Source organism: Paraburkholderia bannensis (assembly GCF_014200455.1).
GTDB classification, from domain to species: Bacteria; Pseudomonadota; Gammaproteobacteria; order Burkholderiales; family Burkholderiaceae; genus Paraburkholderia; species Paraburkholderia bannensis_A.
The window spans coordinates 277,374-297,461 of sequence record NZ_JACHBW010000004.1 but is presented as its reverse complement, the minus strand read 5'-3'; the positions used below and the strand labels follow the sequence as shown (position 1 = coordinate 297,461).

Genomic DNA, 20,088 nt, shown 5'->3' with positions numbered 1-20,088 from the left:
GCTGCGCGATTCAATTCAAGGCGCTATCACGTCGGCCAGACAAACACCTCGTGTTCGTGCGTCGTCTTGCCTATATCGACGCTGCGCTTGACGGTCTTGCCGTCCTGGCTCGCGCTCACCACGTAGTGGCCGCGAGGCAGCGTGACGAGCATGAATGGGCCGTGCGCCTGCGTGGAGAGCAACGTCTGGCCGTGTGCGTCGGCGATCTTCACGGGCACGTCTGCGAGGTATTCGTTGCCGCCGGCGGATTGACGCGCGAATTCCAGCGAAAGCGGATAGTGCGCGGTGGCGGCCTTGAATGCCGCGGACTGGTCGCTGCCAATGCCGCCCGAGACGTAGGCAATATCACCGGCATGCTGCACGGGCGGCAGACCGTTCGCGACGTTGTTCATGGTCGCGGCGAACGCGCATTGAGCACCGAGTGCAAGCGTGAGCGTGGCAGCCAGCGAAAGCGCAGCGGTCTTGTATTGAACTGAGCGTGCATTCATTTTCCACCTCCATCGATTCGTCGATCAGACCCGGACTGTTGCACCGGACGAACCCAGCGTAGGTTTCAAGCCTTAAATGCCGCTTAAAAATCCCATGAAGAAATATTTCAGGCCGTTGCCCGCCTGCGCGAACAACGGCCTTTCAGGTTTGCTACAAATGTGTCGCAATGCTTACTGCGGAATCATCCCCGTGAGCACATAGGCCTGAATCAATGTGATGACGCCGACGATGGCCGCAAAAAACAGGCTATGGCGCAGCGTGAAGCGGAACAGCGATGCTTCCTTGCCGACCAGGCCCGTTGCCGCGCAGGCGACCGCGATCGATTGCGGCGAGATCATCTTGCCGCTCACGCCGCCCGATGTGTTGGCCGCAACCAGCAAGGTGTCCGACACGCCGATCTGGTGCGCAGTCGTGTGCTGCAAGGAGCAGAACAGCGCATTCGATGAGGTATCCGAACCAGTCAGGAATACGCCCAGCCAGCCGAGCAACGGCGAGAACAGTGGAAACGCCGCGCCGGTTCCGGCGAGCGCCAGTGCTAGCGTCGAAGACATACCCGAATAGTTCGCGACGAAGGCAAATGCCAGCACGAGACCGATCGACAGCACGGGGCGGCGCAGTTCGTTGAGCGTTTCGAAGAACGCGGCCACGGCGGCGCGCGGCTTCATCTTGAGGATCAGCACGGAGACGATGGCAGTCAGCATGATCGCGGTGCCGACGGCGGATAGCCAGTCGATCTTGAACACGGCTTCGTAGGGTTTGGCGCTCGCTACGATGGGCGCGGTGCGCACCACGAGTTGGTCGAGGCCGGGCACATGGAAGCTCAGCACGGTGCCCGCAAGCGGGCCTTTCGCGGCGAAGAGCGCCTTGAACGGCTTCACGCTCCAGACCGTGACGATAGCGGTCAGCAGGATGAACGGCGACCACGCGCGCACGGTTTGCGCGACGCCGTACGGCGAGGCCTGGCGGCCAGCAGGCGCGGCATTTGAGTTGCCGCCGAAGCCGCCGAGCGCTACCGCGCCGCCGCTGACACGCACGTTAGCGGCGGCGTTTCGCGTGGCGCGCCGCGGCGACCACACCTTGAGGAACGCGGCCAGCGCGACGAGGCTCACGAGCGCCGAGGTGATGTCCGGCAGTTCCGGCCCGATGTGATTCGACGTGAAATACTGCGTCACCGCGAAGCTGCCGCCCGCGACGAGCGCGGCGGGCCACGTTTCCTTGAGGCCGCGCTTGCCGTCCATGATGAAGACGAGCCAGAACGGCACGAACAGCGACAGCAGCGGTAACTGACGACCCGCCATCGCGCCGATCAGGAACGGATCGATGCCCGTTACCTGACCCGCAACGATGATCGGAATGCCCATCGCACCGAAGGCCACCGGCGCGGTATTGGCGATCAGGCACAGACCGGCTGCGTAGAGCGGCTCGAAGCCGAGACCGACCAGCAGCGCCGAGGTGATCGCAACCGGCGCGCCGAAGCCTGCCGCACCTTCCAGAAAGGCCCCGAACGAGAAGCCGATCAACAGCAGTTGCAGGCGTTGATCGTCGGTGATCGACAGGACGGAGGCGCGAATGACCTCGAATTGCCCCGTCTTCACCACGATCTTGTAGAGGAACACGGCCGTGACGATGATCCACGCGATCGGCCAGAGACCGTAAGCAAAGCCGAATCCCGCGGAGACAAGCGCCTGACGCACCGGCATGCCGTATTCGAATACCGCTACGCCGAGCGCGAGCACCAGCGTGATGGCGGCGGCGACGTGGCCTTTGAGGCGCAGCCCCGCGAGGGCGACGAAGAAGAACAGGATCGGTGTAGCCGCGACGAGCGCGGATAGCCACAGACTGCCAAGCGGCGTATAGGTTTGAAGCCAGGGTTGCATTACGGTCTCCTCCGATGATGCGGGTCTAGACGATGTCGAAGTCTTCAGGCATGGCTTGGAATATAGTTCGCATGCCTGAAGACAGATGTTGCTATTCGGGTTGATCGCGCTCGCGCAGCAGGTCGTGCAGACTGCGCGGCGCGGGCTTGAGCGGCGTCCGGTGCTGGGTCCAGCCCATCTGCTGCGAAGGCGCGAGCGCGCGCAGACGCGTGGCGGCCCACCGCAATGCGCGATACGCGCGCGGATGCGCGAACGCGCCGCTCCAGAAGCGCCAGATGAACTGCTCGCTGCGGCTATGGTTGGCTCCCTGGCCGCGCAGCGGGTGCGCCACGTCTTCTTCGGGATCGCGATTCGCTTCCGTGCGCAGGCGCACCAGCAGTTGCGGAATCGGAATGCGCACCGGGCAGACTTCTCCGCATGCGCCGCAAAGGCTCGATGCGGTGGGCAGATCGGCGGTGGCGTCCAGTCCCAGCAGATGCGGTGAAATGATCTTGCCGATCGGGCCGGGATAGGTCGTGCCATAAGCATGGCCGCCAATGCGCGTGTACACCGGGCAGTGGTTCATGCACGCGCCGCAGCGGATGCATTGCAGCGTGGCGCGCAATTGTTCGTCGGCGTAGGCCTGGCTGCGGCCATTGTCGAGCAGCACGAGATGCACTTCGCGCGGGCCGTCTTTTTCGCCGGGGCGGCGCGGGCTGCTGATGAGGTTGAAATACGTCGTGATCGGCTGACCGGTGGCCGAGCGTGTGAGCAGGCTCGACAACGGCACGATGTGTTCGAGCTTCGCCACCACCTTTTCCATGCCCATGATGGCGATATGCACATCGGGCACCGTGGTGGAGAGGCGGCCATTGCCTTCGTTCTCCACCAGCCAGAGCGTGCCGGTATCGGCGGCGGCGAAATTCACGCCCGAAAGACCGATCTGCGCATCGACGAAGGCCCGGCGCAGCGCGCGGCGGCCCGTCTGGATCAGCGCATCGACGTCTTCCGTATAGGGCGTATCCGGGATGTGCTGCTCGAACAGATGCGCGATATCGCCCTTGGTTTTATGGATCGCGGGCATCACGATATGCGAAGGTTTTTCGCCCGCGAGTTGCACGATGTACTCGCCCATATCCGACTCGATGCAATCGATGCCGCGCTCGCCGAGGTAATGATTCAGCTCGATTTCCTCGCTTGCCATCGACTTGCCCTTGATGACGCGCGTGGCCGCATGGCGCTGGGCGATGCCGTGGACGATGCGATTGGCGTCGTCGGCGGTTTCGGCCCAATGGACCTGCACGCCATTTTCGCGCAGCTTCGTTTCGAGTTGTTCGAGCAGCTCGGGCAGGCGCGTCAGCGCGTGCTGGCGCACCGCCTCGCCCAGGTCGCGCAGGGCTTCGAGTTCGTCGACTTCGGGGAATTGCGCGGCGCGTTTGCCTTGCAGAAAATCCATCGCGCCGCGAAAGCTCTGGCGCAGTTGTGGATCGTCCAGCGCCGTGCGGGCGCGTTGGCGGAATTCGGCGGTGGGCACGAAATGCAGCGTGTTTTCGTCGCTTGCCTTGCCAGCGCGTGCGTCATGTGCGTCGCGTGCGGCGTGTGCGGTCGTGCTCATTGCGCGGCTCCGTTCGAACGGGTTTGCGTCGTGCCTGGCGCGTCGGCGTCGGCCACGACAATGACCCAGAGCGCGCGCGGGCCGTGCGCGCCATACGCCGTGGTCTGCTGGATATCGGAAGTCTTCGACGGTCCGGAGATCATCACCAGGTTGGTCGGCATGCCGTCGCGCCAGCGCTCGGCCGCAACGGCGGAGTGCAGATCTGCGTGCAGGGTGCTGGCGTGCACCAGCGCGATGTGCAGCGGGGGCACGAGCGAGACGGTGCGCGGCGCATTGGCGTCGGGGACGACCACCAGGGTCCCGGTGGCCGCAAGTCCGGAGCGCGCGACCGTAAAGCCCGCGTCGATCGTGTCGAACAGTTCGGACTTCCAGGTTTCGATCGGCGCTGCGTAGGTGCGTGTTTCGATGGCCGGAGCGTGCGTTTGCAGCGCCGCCGCGAGTGCTGCGCCTTCGCTGCACGCGGTATCGAGCAGCAGGCGCCTGATGCCCGTTGCCGCGAGCCGCTGCGCAAGCGCGGTGGGCCACGCCTGCGAGCTTGCGCAGACCACGTCGGCATGCGCGGCTTCGAGCATGCGCTGGAACTGTGCGATGCGCGCCGTCCGGGTTGCGAGCATCGCTGCATCGTGTTCGCGGCGCTGGGCGTAGTGAGCGTCGATGCGTTGATCGAGCGTGCTCACTTCTGCCGCTACAGCAGGCGCACTCGCGCGCAGACGGGCCAGCATGCGTGCGCGCGCGCCGAGGGTATCGAGTTGATCCACGCTCATGCGGCCTCTCCGCCGGTGCGGCGCCACAGGAACGAGGCGAGATGTTCGACCGCAAGCGGCGCACCTTTGCGTTGCGCTGCGTGGCCGATGTTGAGCAGGCAGCCGCAGTCGGCGGAAACGAGGCGATTGCAGCCCGTTGCGCACGCGGAAGCGATCTTGTCGGCGACCATTGCGCCGGAAATATCGGGGTGCTTGAGCGAGAACGTGCCGCCAAAGCCGCAGCATTCGGATTCGCGTTCGTGCTCGATGCGCGTGACGCCGGGCAGCGCGTCGATGGCTGCGACGCCATGCCCGCGCGTGCCCATTTCGCGGCGCGCACCGCAGGAGGTGTGCAGCACCACGCGTTCTTCGGGCTGCTGGCGGACGGCGTCGCCATAGGCTCCGTCGGCGCCCAGATCGATGCCCAGTACGCACACGAGGAATTCGGTCAGTTCGTAGACGCGTGCGGCGATCGCCGAGGCTCGCGCGGCGTCAGCGGCGTCGCCTTCATCGGCGTCGTTGAAGAGGGCAGGCCAGTGGTGTCGCATCATCCCCGCGCACGAGCCGGACGGCACGATCACGGGCCACGGCTGCTCGAACAGGCCGAACTGGGCACGGGCGACCTCGCGTGCCTGGCGCGGGTTGCCGCTGCTGTACGCGGGTTGCCCGCAGCAGCTCTGGCCGCGCGGAAAGTGGACCGTGAGGCCTTCGCGTTCGAGCAGTCTGACGGCGTCCAGCCCCGCCTCGGGCACGAACAGGTCCACGAGGCAGGTCGCGAACAGGTAGACGTCGGTGGGGCGCTGGCCGGTGGGGTATGTTCGTGGCTTCATGTCTCGCTGGTATCGTTGGGCGCTGATCGGCGTCTCTTGCAGGCGTCTCGTGGGCATGCGGGCGGCATCGCAACAACGACGGTTGGCGACGATGCGGACGCGCAGGCGGCGACGGCGGGTTTGTGGCGCATAATTCCCGCTTTGGGCGACGGCTTCAAGCTGGTTGGACCAGTGTGCGTTCGCCCTATCGGACGCAGGCAAACGCATGCAGACGCGTGCAGACGCAGGCAGTCGAAGGCAAACGCAGTTTCGGGGACAGGCAATGAGGGACAGGGCTGGCGCGCATGGACGCGTCGAAACGGTGATGCGCCGCATGGAAACCGCGCTGCTCGACGGCTCCTGGCGCGCGGGCGAGAAACTGCCGTCCGAGCGTGTGCTCGCGCAGGACTACGGCGTCGCGCGCAATACGGTGCGCGAGGCGATCCAGCGTCTGGCCGCACGCGGTCTGGTGGCGAGCCGCGCGGGCGCGGGTGTGTTCGTGACGGATCAACTGCGCACGGGCTTTGCTTCACCGTGGGGGCAACTGGTAGCGGACCATCCGGCTTTGCGCGACGACATTCTCGAATTCCGCCGCGTGCTGGAAGGGGCGACCGCGTATTTCGCGGCGCTGCGCGCAAGCGACGACGACCTCGTGCGCATCCGGTCGCTGATGGACGAACTGGAGCGCACGCGCGAAAGCGACGACAAAGGCGCGGAAGCCGACGCCGATGCGAAGCTTCACGAAGTCATCGCGCAGGCCTCGCACAACGCCATGTTTCTGCATCTGCACACCAGCGTGCTGGGCGTGCTGCGCGAGCACATCACGATCAACGGCACGGGGCTGCGCGAGCAGAACGAGGACGCGTCCGGCCTGTTGCTGTTGCAGCACCGTACGCTTTGCGACGCGATCCTCGCGCGCCGTCCCGAGGAAGCCCGCACGGCGATGCAGACGCATATCGACTTCGTGCGCGCGCGGGTGGGAGAGGAGAGTGGATTGCTCGAAACTGGTCCAACCAGTGAGCGTGCGTTGTGGCCAGGCAGCCCGAAGGCGATCGCGGCACCGAAGCCTGCCCCGAAGCTGGCCCCAAAGCCAACCCGGAAACGCCGCGCAAGCCGCACCAGCAGCGCATGACCAGGCAGTGCAGCAAGCCGGCGATGCGGCGTGGAGCGGCGAAAGGCTGCTAAAGTCGGTTCAATACCGACAACAAGGAGGCAAGGCCATGAACCCGCCCACCGCGCGTATCGAATCCCTGAGCGCCGTGACGCTCACCGTGAGCGACATCGCGCGTTCGGTGCGCTTCTACGAAGCGCTGGGCTTTGCGCACAAACCCGGTCCGTCGATTGCCGGTTTTGCGTCGTTCGTGCTGGGCGAGCCGGGGCCGGCCTGCTATCTGAATCTGCTCGAAGGTCCGCACGGCAAGGTCGAAGGGTGGGGCCGCGTGATCTTCTACGTCTCGGATGTCGATGCCTTTTATGCGCAGGTCTGTGCCGCGGGCATCACGCCCGGGTTCGCGCCGCAGGACGCACCGTGGGCCGAGCGCTATTTCCATGTGCTCGATCCGGATGGCCATGAATTGAGCTTTGCGAAGCCGCTGGGCTGAGCCCGTCGGCATTGATGCATTTGAAATATGTGTGACACCCGTAGCGCCGATAGTGGCGCGTGGCCGTGCCCGTCTGCGCGGAGCATCCGGTGCCGGGATGCGCGCGAAGCGTGAGCGTCGCGGGTTGCCATTCATCGAAAGAGGAGAGTCCCCATGAACGAAATGGATCGCGCGGGGCAGGCCGCGCGGGATGCGGGCTACGGCCCGGAGCACGACGCCGAAGCGCAGTCGAACCATGAGGCCGAACGCGAGCGCCGCCGCCGTCTCAACGAAGAACTTATCGACGCCTACGACGAAGAGCTCGAAATGGAAGTCGACGATCGCCTGCAGGAAGGCGGTCTGGAAATCAGCGAAGAAGCGCGCGCGCTGCGCAAGGTCTATTTCCGCGAGCTGATCCGCCTGCAGGGCGAACTGGTGAAGATGCAGGACTGGATCATGAGCACGGGCCACCGGCTCGTGGTGATCTTCGAAGGGCGCGATGCGGCGGGCAAGGGCGGCGTGATCAAGCGCATCACGCAGCGCCTGAACCCGCGCATGTGCCGCGTGGCTGCGCTGCCCGCGCCGAACAACCGCGAACGCACGCAGTGGTATTTCCAGCGCTACGTTCAGCATCTGCCGGCGGGCGGCGAAATGGTGCTGTTCGACCGCAGTTGGTACAACCGCGCGGGCGTCGAGCGCGTGATGAACTTCTGCACGGACGACGAGTACGAGGAGTTTTTCCGCTCGGTGCCCGAGTTCGAAAAGATGCTGGTGCGCAGCGGCATCCAGATCGTCAAGTACTGGTTTTCGATCACCGACGACGAGCAGGAAGTGCGCTTCCAGAGCCGTATCGACGATCCGCTCAAGCAGTGGAAGCTCTCGCCGATGGATCTCGAAAGCCGTCGCCGCTGGGAAGCCTATACGCAAGTCAAGGAAGCGATGCTGCAGCGCTCGCATATTCCGGAAGCGCCGTGGTGGGTGGTGCAGGGCGTGGACAAGAAGCGCGCGCGCCTGAACTGCATCCATCATCTGCTCAGCCAGGTGCCTTATCACGAGGTCGAGCATCCGGCGGTGACGCTGCCCGCGCGCGTGCATCATCCGGACTATATTCGCCAGCCGGTGCCCCCTGAGATGTTCGTGCCCGAGCTGTACTGATCGACGTTCAAGCGATAAGAAAAGCCGCGCTTCTCACCCAGCAGAGGCGCGGCTTTTTCACGTGCTCTCGATCAGAAGAGGTGGCGGAACACCCAGTACAGCGCGCCCGCGAGCACGATCGACACCGGCAGCGTGAGCACCCAGGCCATGATGAGGCTGCGCACGGTATTCCATTGCAGGCCGGAGCCGTTGGCGGCCATCGTGCCCGCCACGCCCGAGGACAGCACGTGCGTGGTCGACACCGGCAGGCCGTAGACGTCGGCGGCGCCGATCGTCGCCATGGCGACGAGTTCGGCGCTCGCGCCCTGGCCGTAGGTCAGATGCGTCTTGCCGATGCGCTCGCCCACCGTTACCACGATGCGCTTCCAGCCCACCATCGTGCCCAGCCCCAGCGCGATTGCCACCGCCACCTTCACCCACGTCGGGATGAACTTGGTGGCGTGATCGGTCTGCGCCTTGAAGTTGTCGATGGCCTTGGCGTCGGCGGCCGAGAAGGCGGGTTGCTTCGCCTTGTTCATCAGGCGGATCGCTTCGGAGGCCAGGTACATATTGTTGCGCACGTTATCGACCACCGATTGCGGCACCTGCGAAATTGAACCGTAGCCGCCCACCTGCTCGCCCAACTGGTTTGACAGTGCGGCGAGCGCCGGCACCGTCGCGGGCGTGGCCGAACGCGAGCCGACGAAGCGCTCGATTTCGGCACGCGCATCGGCAGGCGCGGCCACGCCGTTCGCGTACTTCGTGAGCGTATTCGCGGCTTCGTGCGCGACGGCGATGTAGGTCTGCGTTTCGGCGGGCGTGACGGCCTTGTTGAGCGCGTAGGCGGTGGGCACGGTGCCGATCAGGATCAGCATGATGAGGCCCATGCCCTTCTGGCCGTCGTTCGAACCGTGCGCGAACGACACGCCGGTGCAGGTCAGGATCAGCAGCGCGCGGATCCAGAACGGCGGCGGCTCGTTGCCCTTCGGCTCGCTATAGAGCGCTGGCACTTTCACCAGCGCCTTGAGCACCAGCAGCAAGAGCGCGGCCAGCAGGAAGCCCACGATTGGCGAGAACAGCAGCGACTTTCCGACACCCAGCGCCTGGCTCCAGTCCACGCCGCTGGTGCCGTTGGCGCCGTGCATCAGCTGGTTCATCAGGCCCACGCCGATGATCGAGCCAATCAATGTGTGCGAGCTCGATGAAGGCAGGCCGAAGTACCACGTGCCCAGATTCCAGATGATGGCCGCGATCAGCAGCGCGAACACCATCGCGAACCCCGCGCTGCTGCCTACCTGCAGGATCAGCTCGACGGGCAGGAGTTGCAGGATGCCGAAGGCCACGGCCCCGGTCGAAGTCAGCACACCGAGGAAGTTCCATGCGCCCGACCAGATCACGGCAAGGTTGGGCGAGAGCGAGTGCGTATAGATGACGGTCGCAACGGCATTCGCGGTATCGTGGAAGCCGTTGACGAATTCGAAGCCCAGTGCGATCAACAGGGCGATGCCGAGCAGCAGCCACGGCAGCGCGGAGCTTTCCCGTACGGGAGAAAGGTCGTCGGCGAGATGCATGCCTACATAGACGGCACCGGCAGCGATGACGAGCAGGAAAACGAGCAGGCTCGCGTTACGGCCGCGCGTGGGCGCGGCGCCCGGCTGCGGTGACAGGGAAAGATCCGGCATGACGAGCAGGCTCCTGTATGTAGCGGGTAGGGAGGGAAAACAGGGGGATTTGTTCAGTCGAAACCGCTTTGAATGCGGCGGTGAAAGCAACGCTACCGATCATGCGGAGCGTGCGTGACGGATTGATGACATCGAAGAGCAAGCCCTGCCACGGACGGCCGAAGGCGGTAAAAAGGGCCGCTGCAGGCGGCTATATGTTGGAGGAATGCGGACTTGGCGGATCGCATACAGGAGTCGGTGCAAGGGTCGTCTGCGCAGGGCCCGGCCAGGCGGGGTTTCGCTCCGCGCCGGCGTCTGCGCGTGCGGCGCTGGATCTTCGCGCGCGGCAAGGACCTGACCGGCTTGATCGGCAGTCATCCGTTTTTCGCTGGTTGGGCCGGCACCCTCGTTGCGACGCTGATGGCCGCGTTCACCTATGCGGCGCTTTATGAAGGGCGCGCGGAGGAGTTGCGCCACGCGGTCGAGAATTCGTCGAATATCGTGCGCATCGTCACAGGCGATATCGCGCGCAATGTCGAGCTATACGATCTCTTGTTGCGCACGGTGGTGTCGGGCGCGCAGCAGCCGCAGACCTGGGAACTGCCCGACGCGCTGCGCCAGCGCATGCTGTTCGATCGCGCCACGGCGGCGTCGTTTCTCGGCGGCGCTTATGTGCTGGATGCGCAAGGGCGCGTGAAGGCGTCGCAAAACGGTAACCTCGCGCCCGGCGTGTCCTTTGCCGATCGCGACTACTTCGTTGCGCAGCAGCGCGATGCGCACGCCGGTCTGTTTATTTCGAAGCCCTATCTATCGCGTCTGCGTAAGGACGTGCTGTCGATCGCGCTATCGCGTCGTATCGACGCGCCCGATGGCGCATTCGCGGGCGCGGCGCTGCTCGGCGTGCGGCTCGACTACTTCCAGCAGCTCGTGGAACGCATCGACGTGGGGCCGCGCGGCGGCGTCTTCATCATCATGCAGGACGGCACGCTGCTCGCGAGCAAGCCGATGATGCCGCTTGGCGTCGGCGCGAATTATGCCGGCTGGCGCAACTACCGGATCATCTCGCAGCACGATGCGGGCACTTTCACCGCGCATTCGGAAGCGGATGGCGTGGAGCGCGTCTACACCTATGCGCATGTGGGCAATATGCCGATCATCGTGGGCGTGGCGCCGGCAGTCGACGACATTCTCGCCAGCTGGCGGCGGCGTTCCTGGTTCGCGCTGGCCATGACGACGGTGTTCGGCGGCGCGTGGGTGGCGGTGTCGTGGATCCTGGCGTTCGCGCTGCGCGACAAGGTGCTCGCGCAAGCAGCCTTGCAGCGTCTCGCGCTGACCGATCCGCTCACGGGACTGGCGAACCGTCGGGCGCTGGACGAACGTCTGATCGTCGAATGGCGGCGCGCGGTGCGCTCGCAACAGCCGCTCGCGGTGCTGTTCATCGATATCGATCACTTCAAGATCTTCAATGACACCTACGGCCACGCGGCGGGCGATGAAGTGCTCGCGCTGGTGGCCGAGCGCATTGCCTCAGGCACGCGGCGCGCCTCGGACATGACGGCGCGTTACGGCGGCGAGGAGTTCGCGGTCGTGCTGCCGGGCACGTCGCTGGCGGGCGCGCAGAAAATCGCCGAAAAAATCCGGCGACGGGTGGAGTCGGCCAATCTTTCGCATAGCGGTTCGCGCTATGGCCGCGTCACGGTGAGCGTGGGCTGTGCGGGCTGCGCGCCATCGGTGGCCGGCAGCGGCGGTGGCAGCGGCGCACAGTTGCTGGCCGCCGCCGACGTGCTTCTTTACGAGGCGAAGTCGGCGGGGCGCAACCAGGTGCATGCAAAAGCGTGGACCGGCGAGGCAGGGTCTGCGTGCGCGCCGGGCACGCCGAACGCGCCGTCTCCGTCCTGAATCGCGCGGCCTGAACCGCGCATGAGCTTCGCGCCTTTAGCGCGCCGATTTCGACAGGCGGTGTCCAAGTCCCAGGTTGGATACGATCTGCCAGGTGTAGACGCGCGAATAGTGCACGCCGAATTGCCTGCCGATCAATTCGCGCACGCGGCTGTTGGTCCAGGCGTCGCTGGGAAAGCCGTGCTCGCGGGCGGAGCCGTGCAGCGCGCCCGCTATCCAGCCTAGCGCGGCCTGGTCGAGCACGGAAGGTCGGCCGCCCACGCTCATCTGCTGTAGCGCAGTGAGCCCGCCGTCTTCGACGATGGTTTTGTAACGGCGCACCGTCTGGGCGGAGAGGTGCAGGGAGTCGGCCACGGCGTTCACCGTTGCGCCATCCACCAACATCTGGCCGGCAGCCATTCGGCGCGCGACGCTAGGCAAGTTCTCGGTTCTGGTAAGCATGTCATCACTCGTCAACGAAAGATTCCGGTCATGCGGCTTACGGAAGCGCCGCTCCAGTCAACCCTCTCAGTGCATGCGGGTCTAGTCGCTTGCTACGGTCCTGCAAAAGCTGTTGCGTAATGCGGGCCCATCGCGGACGGCGAAACGAGGCGCCCAAGGCGGGCGCTTGCGGATTGACCTGGAGTGCTTCGGCGGCACCTGCCCAAGTTCACCCGCAGCGGATATTAATAATTGTTTTTGTATGGATTGTGTATAGCTGGCGGAAAAATAGTCTGCTTGACTTAGCGTTTTTCCTGGTCTATCGGAAAAAATGATCGTGTCCGATTTGCTCAACAATGCGCGTGCGCATCGCACATTTGCGCCACGATCGACCCAATCGGTCTGGATTGATAATGTTTGCAATCCTTTATAGCACCGGGATTGCATGGCGAATGCCACTTAACGGCATCGAATCCGAAAATGTGTGCAGAATGCCTTTTCCGAATCAGTGTGAATGGAATTATGCAGGCCTTATAGATCCGGATTAACGGGTTTGCCGGATTCGCTTAATAACGTATTTCGCAATACGGACTTATGCGAACTGGTTATCGCTAAACCGCCGGAACGCCAGGTACTGTGTGGCTTGAGCCACACGCGACCTTGCTGCGAACCGCTTGACGGCCATTGGAGATGAACAAGGAACTCGACGACAAGGTTGAACGTTTGCTGCGGCGCGCGGCGGGCCGGCGCGGTCTCGTACCGTATGGCATGTTCCACGCGCTGTTCGCACAGGAGGTGCCGCTGCGTGAGCGCTACGAGAAGCTGGAAAACGCGGCGGCTGCATTGTGCGCGCCGCAGGTAGCCGACTACGCCTCGCTGCTCGCAACCGATTCGGGCCTGCCGGGTCCGGACTTCTACACGCGTTTCAGACGGCTGCACGCCGAGCGTTACTACGCCACGCTCGGGGCCGACCGTCACCGCATGCTGAAGCTCACGGAGAAGCGGCAACTGGCGAGCGAAGAGCGCGAGCGGGTCTACGACCACTATCGCGGCGCCGCGCTCGCCCCCGCGGTGCACGAAGCCTGAGCGCACAGGTTTGAATGCCGGCTTCCGGTATCGATTAAATAATTCGGTATGCGTAGCAAGTTTTCATGTCGACATTTATCCAGATAGCCATATAAACCACGGAAACCGAGGGACACCTGCGATGAGAATGAACGACGGATCGAGAAATGTGCTGCGTATCAGCGCCTTGCTGGCTGCGCTGGCCGTTGCCGCGCCGCTTTACGCGCAAACCGCGTCGGCGCCCGATGCGGCCGCGAGCGCGCCCACCGGCTTGCTGGAGGTGGGCGAGGTGCAGACCGTGGCGCATGTGGTGAGTGTGGATGCCGCCAACAACGCGGTGACGCTGCGTGGCCCGCAAGGCAGGCAGACGACGGTGGCAGTGGACCCGGCGGTGGCGAACGTGAGCAAACTCGCGCCCGGCGATCAGGTCAACATTCTCTACAAGGAAGCGTTGCTGCTGCGCGCGGACAAAGTGGACGCGAAGGGCATCCGCGCGCGCGTGGAAACGACCGCGGCGACGCCGGCCTCGGATGGCGTGACGGCGGCGGCGCGCTCGGTACAGGTGGTGGCGACGGTGCAGAAGATCGACCGCAAGCACCGCAAGGTGACGCTGCGCGGTCCGACCCGTACCGTCGTGGTTGACGTGCCAAAGGACGTGCCGCTCGAAAAGCTCAAGGTGGGCGACAACATTCGCGCCGACTATGTGGGCGCAACGGCCGTAGAAGTGACGCGCAACGGCGCGCGCGTGGAATAGTACAAGAAAGAGCCCGCCTCACCCGGGCGCGCTCGCTGCGGGGTGGCAAGCGAGCGCGCTGCGCTCAATCCACGCGATTGCGGTCGCGCGCAAGAATCGATACGTACACCGCAGTCGAAAATATGATGACGAGCGCGCCGGTCACGACCTTGGCGTGATTGAATTCCACCAGACCGATCACGGCAATGGCAATGCCCGTTGCCGAACCCAGCGTGCCGATGGCGGCCACGAGAATACGCAGCTTGCTCCAGACGCGATGGCGTCGTTCCGGCCCGGCGCCCGCTCTCAGTCGATCGAAGATCATGGTGGTCCTTCCCGTGGATGACGGCCGGTGACCTTATGCAGACCCGCCGCAGTTCCGCGGCAGTCCCATCACAGCAAGCAGCCCACCGGCCGACTCGAATCAGAAGACTCGCAGAAGACACGAATCGATTATAGCGATCGGGACATTCCGCGCTTTCAGCGCGCTCGCGTGACACGCCGCCGGGAAAGTTTTTGCGGGCATTTGCGCGGGTTTAAGTTTGTCTTAATTTTGCGGGGCGATGATGGGTCTGTCGGGTCGATTCGATAGTCGATTCGCGGTTGTTCTTCACGTCCCCTGTTTAGCCGCCGATCTTTTATCGGCGGCTTTTTTTTGCGTGCGCGCTTGATTCGTCGCCAGGTTTGCTAGCGTGCGGGGCCACGCACCAGACTGCTTACTCGTGCTCGGGGAAGCCCGCGCGCCCCTGCGTAAGGTCGCGCAGCGCGACGCGCGCGGCGTCCACGGCGGTCACGGGCATCTGGATGGTGAGCCGCACCGTCATGGTGTAGCGGCTGTCCACCAGCGTGTACTGGGCCTGCTCGATCCAGTGGCGCACGTGCGTTTCTTCGGCATAGCCGACTTCCACCGTGAGCCGCGCCTGCGCCACGCGCTCGACGCGCGGCGCGTCCTGCAAGGCGCTCGCAATGGCGTCGGTGTAGGCGCGCACGAGACCCGCCCGCACCCAGCTTCACACCGCCGTAGTAGCGCACCACGGCGGCCAGCACGCCGTCCAGATCGTGATGGCGCAGGACTTCCAGGATGGGCCGGCCTGCCGTGCCGGAGGGTTCGCCATCGTCGGACATACCGGACTGGCCGCCCGCGAGCAGCGCCCAGCAGACGTGCGTGGCAGTCGGATGTGCTTCGCGCAGACGGCGCAGCTCGATCATGGCCGCGTCGCGGTCGGCGACCGGAATCGCGAGACCGATAAAGCGGCTCTTGCGGATATCCAGCTCCGCGCTGACGGTTGAGGCGAGGGTGTAGGTGGGCAAAGCAGGCAGGACGGCGTGGACCAAACCGTCATGTTAGCCGATGCGGGCGCGCGCGCCGGCAGCGCCCTGCCAGGCACGGAAAACCTGCGACCACAAGACGCGTTCCCATATCTTGACAATATCTGTAACGGATTCTTGCGGCTTGTGCTAATGACGCATCGGGATCGAGGCCCGATAATGACGTTCGTGACGGGTCTAGCTCTGGCTGGGGCGATGCCGAACTCCTCATTCGGTGATCCGTCATTTCCCGAATTCCTTACGCTGCGCCCCATTTTGCGGCGGCGCGCGACTTCCCCGAAGCACCCAAAAAAAATCCCGGTCGGGACGCTGTCCGTGGACCGGGGTTCATAAGGCTCGCCTGTTCTCAAGAGGCGATTCCACCTTACGCCCATCAAAAATCCGTCGCAACGCGAAAAAAAAGCCCGACTTTCGCCGGGCTCCAAGTGTGACCGCACCCGTTGCCGGGCGCGGCACCTGCAAAAACCGTCTGTGCCGACTTACGCCGCGAGCAGCGAGCGCAGCACGAACGGCAGGATGCCGCCGTGCTTGTAGTAGTCGACCTCGATCGGCGTGTCGATGCGCAGCAGCACCTGCACGCGCTCGTCCTTGCCGTTCTTGTGGTGGATCACCAGCGTCAGGTCCTGCTGCGGCTTGAAGTCGTCCGTGAGGCCCTCGATATCGAAGGTTTCCTCGCCGGTCAGACCGAGCGACTGCACGCTGTCCGAGCCCTTGAACTGCAGCGGCAGCACGCCCATGCCGACCAGATTCGAGCGGTGGATGCGCTCGAAGCTGCGGGCCACCACGGCCTTCACGCCCAGCAGTTGCGTGCCCTTGGCCGCCCAGTCGCGCGACGAGCCCGTGCCGTACTCTTCGCCCGCGAACACCATGGTGGGCGTGCCGGCGTCGATGTACTTCATCGCGGCGTCGTAGATCGACAGCTGTTCGCCGCTCGGCTGATGGATCGTCAGACCGCCTTCGACGCGCGTGCCGTCGGGCTTGGCCGGGATCATCAGGTTCTTGATCCGCACGTTCGCGAACGTGCCGCGCATCATCACGTCGTGGTTGCCGCGGCGCGAGCCGTAGCTGTTGAAATCGGCCTTCTGCACGCCGTTTTCCTTCAGCCACTTGCCTGCGGGCGAGTCTTCCTTGATCGAGCCGGCCGGGCTGATGTGATCGGTCGTGACCGAATCGCCGAAGATGCCCAGCGCGCGCGCGCCCTTGACTTCAGGCACTTTCGACGACGGCGTCATCGAGAAGTCCGCACCGAAGAACGGCGGCTCGGCGATATAGGTCGACTTCGGCCAGTCGTAGACCTGGCCTTCCTCGCCTTCGATCTTGCTCCACAGATCGCCCTTCTTGGTGAGCTGCGCGTAGTTCTTCTGATAGACGTCGGCGTCCAGCGCGAACTTGAGCAGCGCGTTGACTTCTTCGCTGGTCGGCCAGATGTCGCCCAGGTAGATGTCGCGGCCGCCCTTGCCCTTGCCGACCGGTTCCGTCATCAGGTCGCGCGTGATGTTGCCCGCGATCGCGTAAGCGACCACCAGCGGCGGCGAAGCCAGGAAGTTGGCGCGGATGTTCGGGTGAATACGCGCTTCGAAATTACGGTTGCCCGACAATACGGCCGCCGCAACCACGTCGTTCTTGACGATCGACTCGTTCAGTTCCGGCGTCAGGTCGCCCGCGTTGCCGATACAGGTCGTGCAGCCATAAGCCGCCAGTTCGAAGCCGAGCTTTGACAGGTAGGGCAGCAGGCCAGTCTTGGTCAGGTATTCCGTGACGATGCGCGAACCCGGCGCGAGCGAGGTCTTGATGTGCGGCGCGACCGTCAGGCCCGCTTCCACGGCCTTCTTCGCCAGCAGGCCGGCGGCCAGCAGCACGGAAGGGTTCGACGTGTTGGTGCACGACGTGATGGCGGCGATCAGCACGTCGCCGTTGTGCAGCTTGAGCTTGTCGGTAACGTCGTATTCGGCCGTCAGATCCTCGGCCTTCTTGTTGAAGCCGTTTTCCGCGACCGGCTTCGAGAACAGGTCCGTGAAGGTCGACTTCACATGGCCGATTTCGATGCGGTCCTGCGGGCGCTTCGGACCGGCCAGCGACGGCGCGACCGTGCCCAGATCGAGCACCAGCGTCTTGGTGTAATCGATTTCGCCGGCCTTCGGAACGCCAAACAGTTCCTGCGCCTTGAAATAGTTCTCGAACGCCGAGATTTCAGCCTGCGTGCGGCCCGTGCCCTTGAAGTAGTCGATGGTCTTCTCGTCGACCGGGAAGAAGCCCATGGTCGCGCCGTATTCCGGCGCCATGTTGCCGATGGTCGCGCGGTCCGGCAGCGACAGCGAGGCCGTGCCTTCGCCGAAGAATTCGACGAACTTGCCGACGACCTTCTCCTTGCGCAGCATTTCGGTGATCGTGAGCACCAGGTCGGTGGCCGTGCAGCCTTCGCGCAGCTTGCCCTTGAGCTCCACGCCCACCACGTCCGGCGTGAGGAAGTACACCGGCTGGCCGAGCATGCCGGCTTCGGCTTCGATGCCGCCCACGCCCCAGCCCACCACGCCGATGCCGTTGATCATGGTGGTGTGCGAATCGGTGCCCACCAGCGTGTCCGGGTAGTAGACCGTATCGCCGCCGTCGGTCTTCTTGTGCACGCCGCGTGCGAGATATTCCAGGTTCACCTGGTGGACGATGCCGATGCCCGGCGGCACGACCTTGAACGTGTCGAACGCCTGCATGCCCCACTTCATGAACTGGTAGCGCTCGTTATTGCGCTGGAATTCCAGCTTCATGTTCAGGTCGAGGGCATCCTTCTGGCGGAAATAGTCGATCTGCACCGAGTGGTCGACGACCAGATCCACCGGCACCAGCGGCTCGATGACCTTGGGATCCTTGCCAACCTGCTTGGCGACGCCGCGCATGGCCGCGATGTCCGCGAGCAGCGGCACGCCGGTAAAGTCCTGCAGCACGACGCGGGCGACCACGAACGGGATTTCGTCGACGCGCGAAGCATTGGGTTTCCAGTTCGCGAGTTGCTCGATGTGCTCTTCCGCGATCTTCTTGCCGTCGTAGTTACGCAGCACGGACTCAAGCACGAGACGGATCGAGACCGGCAGGCGATCGATCTTCACGCCGAGCTGCTTGCCAAGTTGCGGCAGCGAGTAGAACTTGCCTTTGCCGGAACCGCTGTCGAATTCCTTTAGCGTTTTGTGGAGATTGTGGGCCATGGTGTTTTCCTTCGTTTAATCGCGGAAATAACGCTTTACTACACGTGTGCTGCTGATACCGATATCTGCCTGGATTGCTGTCTGATTGCTCAGATCACATACAAGTCTACGTATTCATGCACCGGCATGGCGTCAAGCCGTGCCGCATCGAGCGAAACTTCAAGAATGGCCTGCTGCTGCTTTGCCGCGAAACGGCGCGCGAGGTTCGTGCGGAACTTCTCGATCAGCAGCGGGATACCTTCGTCGCGGCGACGACGGTGGCCGATCGGGTACTCCACCACCACTTCGGGCAGCGTCGTGCCGTCGTTCAGTTCGACGGTGAGCGCATTGGCGATCGAACGCTTCGCGGGGTCGTGGTAATCCTTCGTGAATTGCGGGTCTTCGACGCAGACCGTCTTTGCGCGCAAGGCGTCGATACGCGCATCGCGCGCCACCTCGTCTTCGTAGTCCGCGGCGGTGAGGCGGCCGAACAGCAGCGGCACGGCGACCATGTACTGGATGCAGTGATCGCGGTCGGCGGGGTTCGCCAGCGGCCCGGTCTTGTCGATGATACGGATCGCAGCCGCGTGGGTGCGAATGGTGATCCGCTTGATGTCTTGCGCCGTCTTGCCTTGCTGCGCGAGCTGGCCGTGCAGCGTCATGGCGGCTTCGGCGGCGGTCTGGGCGTGGAATTCGGCGGGGAACGCAATCTTGAACAGCACGTTTTCCATCACGTACGTGCTGTAAGGGCGCTGGAATTTGAACGGCTGTCCCTTGAACGAGACGTCGTAGAAGCCCCAGGTCTTTGCCGTGAGCGCCGATGGATAACCCATCTCGCCGGTCTTCGCGATCAGCGCCAGGCGCACGCCGCGCGAGGTGGCGTCGCCGGCGGCCCACGACTTGCGCGAGCCGGTATTGGGCGCATGGCGGTAAGTGCGCAGCGCCTGGCCATCGACCATCGCAAGCGACACGGCGTTGATGAGTTCGTCGCGCGTGAGGCCGAGCAGTTGCCCGGCCACGGCGGTCGAGGCGAGCTTGACGAGCAGGACGTGGTCGAGCCCGACCTGGTTGAACGAGTTCTCCAGCGCAATGCAGCCCTGGATCTCGTGCGCCTTCACCATGCCTTCAAGCACATGCTTCATGGTGAGCGGCGGCTTGCCCTGCGCCACGGCCGTGCGCGAAAGCCAGTCGGCGGTCGCGAGTATCGCGCCCAGGTTATCCGACGGATGGCCCCACTCGGCGGCCAGCCAGGTGTCGTTGAAGTCGAGCCAGCGGATCATCGCGCCAATGTTGAAGGCGGCCTGAACCGGGTCGAGCTGGAATGGCGTGCCGGGCACCTTCGCGCCGTGCGGGACGATCGTGCCTGGCACGACCGGTCCCAGCAGCTTGGTGCAGGCAGGGTAGGAAAGCGCTTCGAGTCCGCAGCCGAGCGTGTCGATCAGGCAATGGCGGGCCGTCGACAGCGCGAGCGCGCTGTCCACTGGCGCATTCAGGACATAGTCGACAATGTCGACGAGAACCTGATCCGGCTGCGGCCTGACGTTGGCGGCGGGTGCGGACATCGCGGCTTTCCGCGGAC

At 64.3% G+C, this 20,088-nt stretch carries 16 protein-coding genes and 1 pseudogene; 6 read left to right on the top strand and 11 right to left on the bottom strand.

The window, feature by feature from the left end; all coding sequences use genetic code 11:
* Window positions 1-26: 26 nt before the first annotated feature.
* The 5 genes from F4827_RS09250 to F4827_RS09230 all read right to left on the bottom strand — a co-directional run bounded on the left by F4827_RS09250 (window position 27) and on the right by F4827_RS09230 (window position 5,533).
* On the bottom strand, window positions 27-488 hold the full coding sequence (locus F4827_RS09250; protein ID WP_183723679.1) for a carboxypeptidase regulatory-like domain-containing protein: 462 nt from the start codon (window positions 486-488) through the stop codon (window positions 27-29).
* A gap of 171 nt (window positions 489-659) precedes the next feature.
* Complete coding sequence (locus F4827_RS09245; protein WP_183723678.1) at window positions 660-2,366, bottom strand: lactate permease LctP family transporter; 1,707 nt, start codon at window positions 2,364-2,366, stop codon at window positions 660-662.
* A gap of 91 nt (window positions 2,367-2,457) precedes the next feature.
* On the bottom strand, window positions 2,458-3,960 hold the full coding sequence (locus F4827_RS09240) for a LutB/LldF family L-lactate oxidation iron-sulfur protein (RefSeq protein WP_260175075.1): 1,503 nt from the start codon (window positions 3,958-3,960) through the stop codon (window positions 2,458-2,460).
* The gene (locus F4827_RS09235) at window positions 3,957-4,724 is read right to left on the bottom strand and encodes an LUD domain-containing protein (protein ID WP_183723677.1); all 768 of its coding nucleotides are present in this window, start codon (window positions 4,722-4,724) and stop codon (window positions 3,957-3,959) included. Before F4827_RS09235 ends, F4827_RS09240 begins: the two co-directional genes overlap by 4 nt.
* Window positions 4,721-5,533: a (Fe-S)-binding protein gene (locus F4827_RS09230; RefSeq protein WP_183723676.1), complete on the bottom strand. Its 813-nt coding sequence runs from the start codon at window positions 5,531-5,533 to the stop codon at window positions 4,721-4,723. The genes F4827_RS09235 and F4827_RS09230 overlap by 4 nt, the downstream gene beginning before the upstream one ends.
* Window positions 5,534-5,837: 304 nt before the next feature.
* Between F4827_RS09230 and F4827_RS09225 the strand changes: the two genes are divergently transcribed.
* The 3 genes from F4827_RS09225 to ppk2 all read left to right on the top strand — a co-directional run bounded on the left by F4827_RS09225 (window position 5,838) and on the right by ppk2 (window position 8,247).
* Window positions 5,838-6,644 (top strand): FCD domain-containing protein, encoded by an 807-nt coding sequence (locus F4827_RS09225; RefSeq protein WP_183723750.1) that lies wholly within the window; start codon window positions 5,838-5,840, stop codon window positions 6,642-6,644.
* A gap of 88 nt (window positions 6,645-6,732) precedes the next feature.
* On the top strand, window positions 6,733-7,113 hold the full coding sequence (locus F4827_RS09220; RefSeq protein ID WP_183723675.1) for a VOC family protein: 381 nt from the start codon (window positions 6,733-6,735) through the stop codon (window positions 7,111-7,113).
* 153 nt (window positions 7,114-7,266) lie between these two features.
* Window positions 7,267-8,247: a polyphosphate kinase 2 gene (gene ppk2, locus F4827_RS09215; RefSeq protein WP_409258776.1), complete on the top strand. Its 981-nt coding sequence runs from the start codon at window positions 7,267-7,269 to the stop codon at window positions 8,245-8,247.
* Between the two features lie 71 nt (window positions 8,248-8,318).
* On the opposite strand, the gene F4827_RS09210 is transcribed toward ppk2, so the two are convergent.
* Window positions 8,319-9,908, bottom strand: coding sequence for an inorganic phosphate transporter (locus F4827_RS09210; protein WP_183723674.1), 1,590 nt, complete (start codon window positions 9,906-9,908; stop codon window positions 8,319-8,321).
* 213 nt (window positions 9,909-10,121) lie between these two features.
* On the opposite strand from F4827_RS09210, the gene F4827_RS09205 reads away from it, so the two are divergent.
* Window positions 10,122-11,786: a sensor domain-containing diguanylate cyclase gene (locus F4827_RS09205; RefSeq protein WP_260175073.1), complete on the top strand. Its 1,665-nt coding sequence runs from the start codon at window positions 10,122-10,124 to the stop codon at window positions 11,784-11,786.
* A gap of 36 nt (window positions 11,787-11,822) precedes the next feature.
* On the opposite strand, the gene F4827_RS09200 is transcribed toward F4827_RS09205, so the two are convergent.
* On the bottom strand, window positions 11,823-12,227 hold the full coding sequence (locus tag F4827_RS09200; RefSeq protein WP_027816963.1) for a helix-turn-helix domain-containing protein: 405 nt from the start codon (window positions 12,225-12,227) through the stop codon (window positions 11,823-11,825).
* 669 nt (window positions 12,228-12,896) lie between these two features.
* Between F4827_RS09200 and F4827_RS09195 the strand changes: the two genes are divergently transcribed.
* Window positions 12,897-13,292 carry a hypothetical protein gene (locus F4827_RS09195; RefSeq protein ID WP_183723673.1) on the top strand — a complete coding sequence of 132 codons (396 nt, stop codon included), beginning with the start codon at window positions 12,897-12,899 and terminating at the stop codon, window positions 13,290-13,292.
* 121 nt (window positions 13,293-13,413) lie between these two features.
* Entirely contained in the window at window positions 13,414-14,025 is a 612-nt protein-coding gene (locus F4827_RS09190; protein WP_311672978.1) for a hypothetical protein, read from the top strand.
* 64 nt (window positions 14,026-14,089) lie between these two features.
* On the opposite strand, the gene F4827_RS09185 is transcribed toward F4827_RS09190, so the two are convergent.
* The 4 genes and pseudogenes from F4827_RS09185 to F4827_RS09170 form a co-directional block, all read right to left on the bottom strand.
* A complete protein-coding gene (locus F4827_RS09185; RefSeq protein WP_183723672.1) occupies window positions 14,090-14,329 on the bottom strand; it encodes a hypothetical protein in 240 nt (79 codons plus the stop codon).
* Window positions 14,330-14,720: 391 nt separating this feature from the next.
* Window positions 14,721-15,315 (bottom strand): annotated as a pseudogene (locus F4827_RS09180) (IMPACT family protein).
* 497 nt (window positions 15,316-15,812) lie between these two features.
* Window positions 15,813-18,530 carry an aconitate hydratase AcnA gene (gene acnA / locus F4827_RS09175; RefSeq protein WP_183723671.1) on the bottom strand — a complete coding sequence of 906 codons (2,718 nt, stop codon included), beginning with the start codon at window positions 18,528-18,530 and terminating at the stop codon, window positions 15,813-15,815.
* An 89-nt stretch (window positions 18,531-18,619) separates the two neighbouring features.
* Window positions 18,620-20,071 (bottom strand): bifunctional 2-methylcitrate dehydratase/aconitate hydratase, encoded by a 1,452-nt coding sequence (locus tag F4827_RS09170; RefSeq protein WP_183723670.1) that lies wholly within the window; start codon window positions 20,069-20,071, stop codon window positions 18,620-18,622.
* Between the last annotated feature and the right edge of the window lie 17 nt (window positions 20,072-20,088).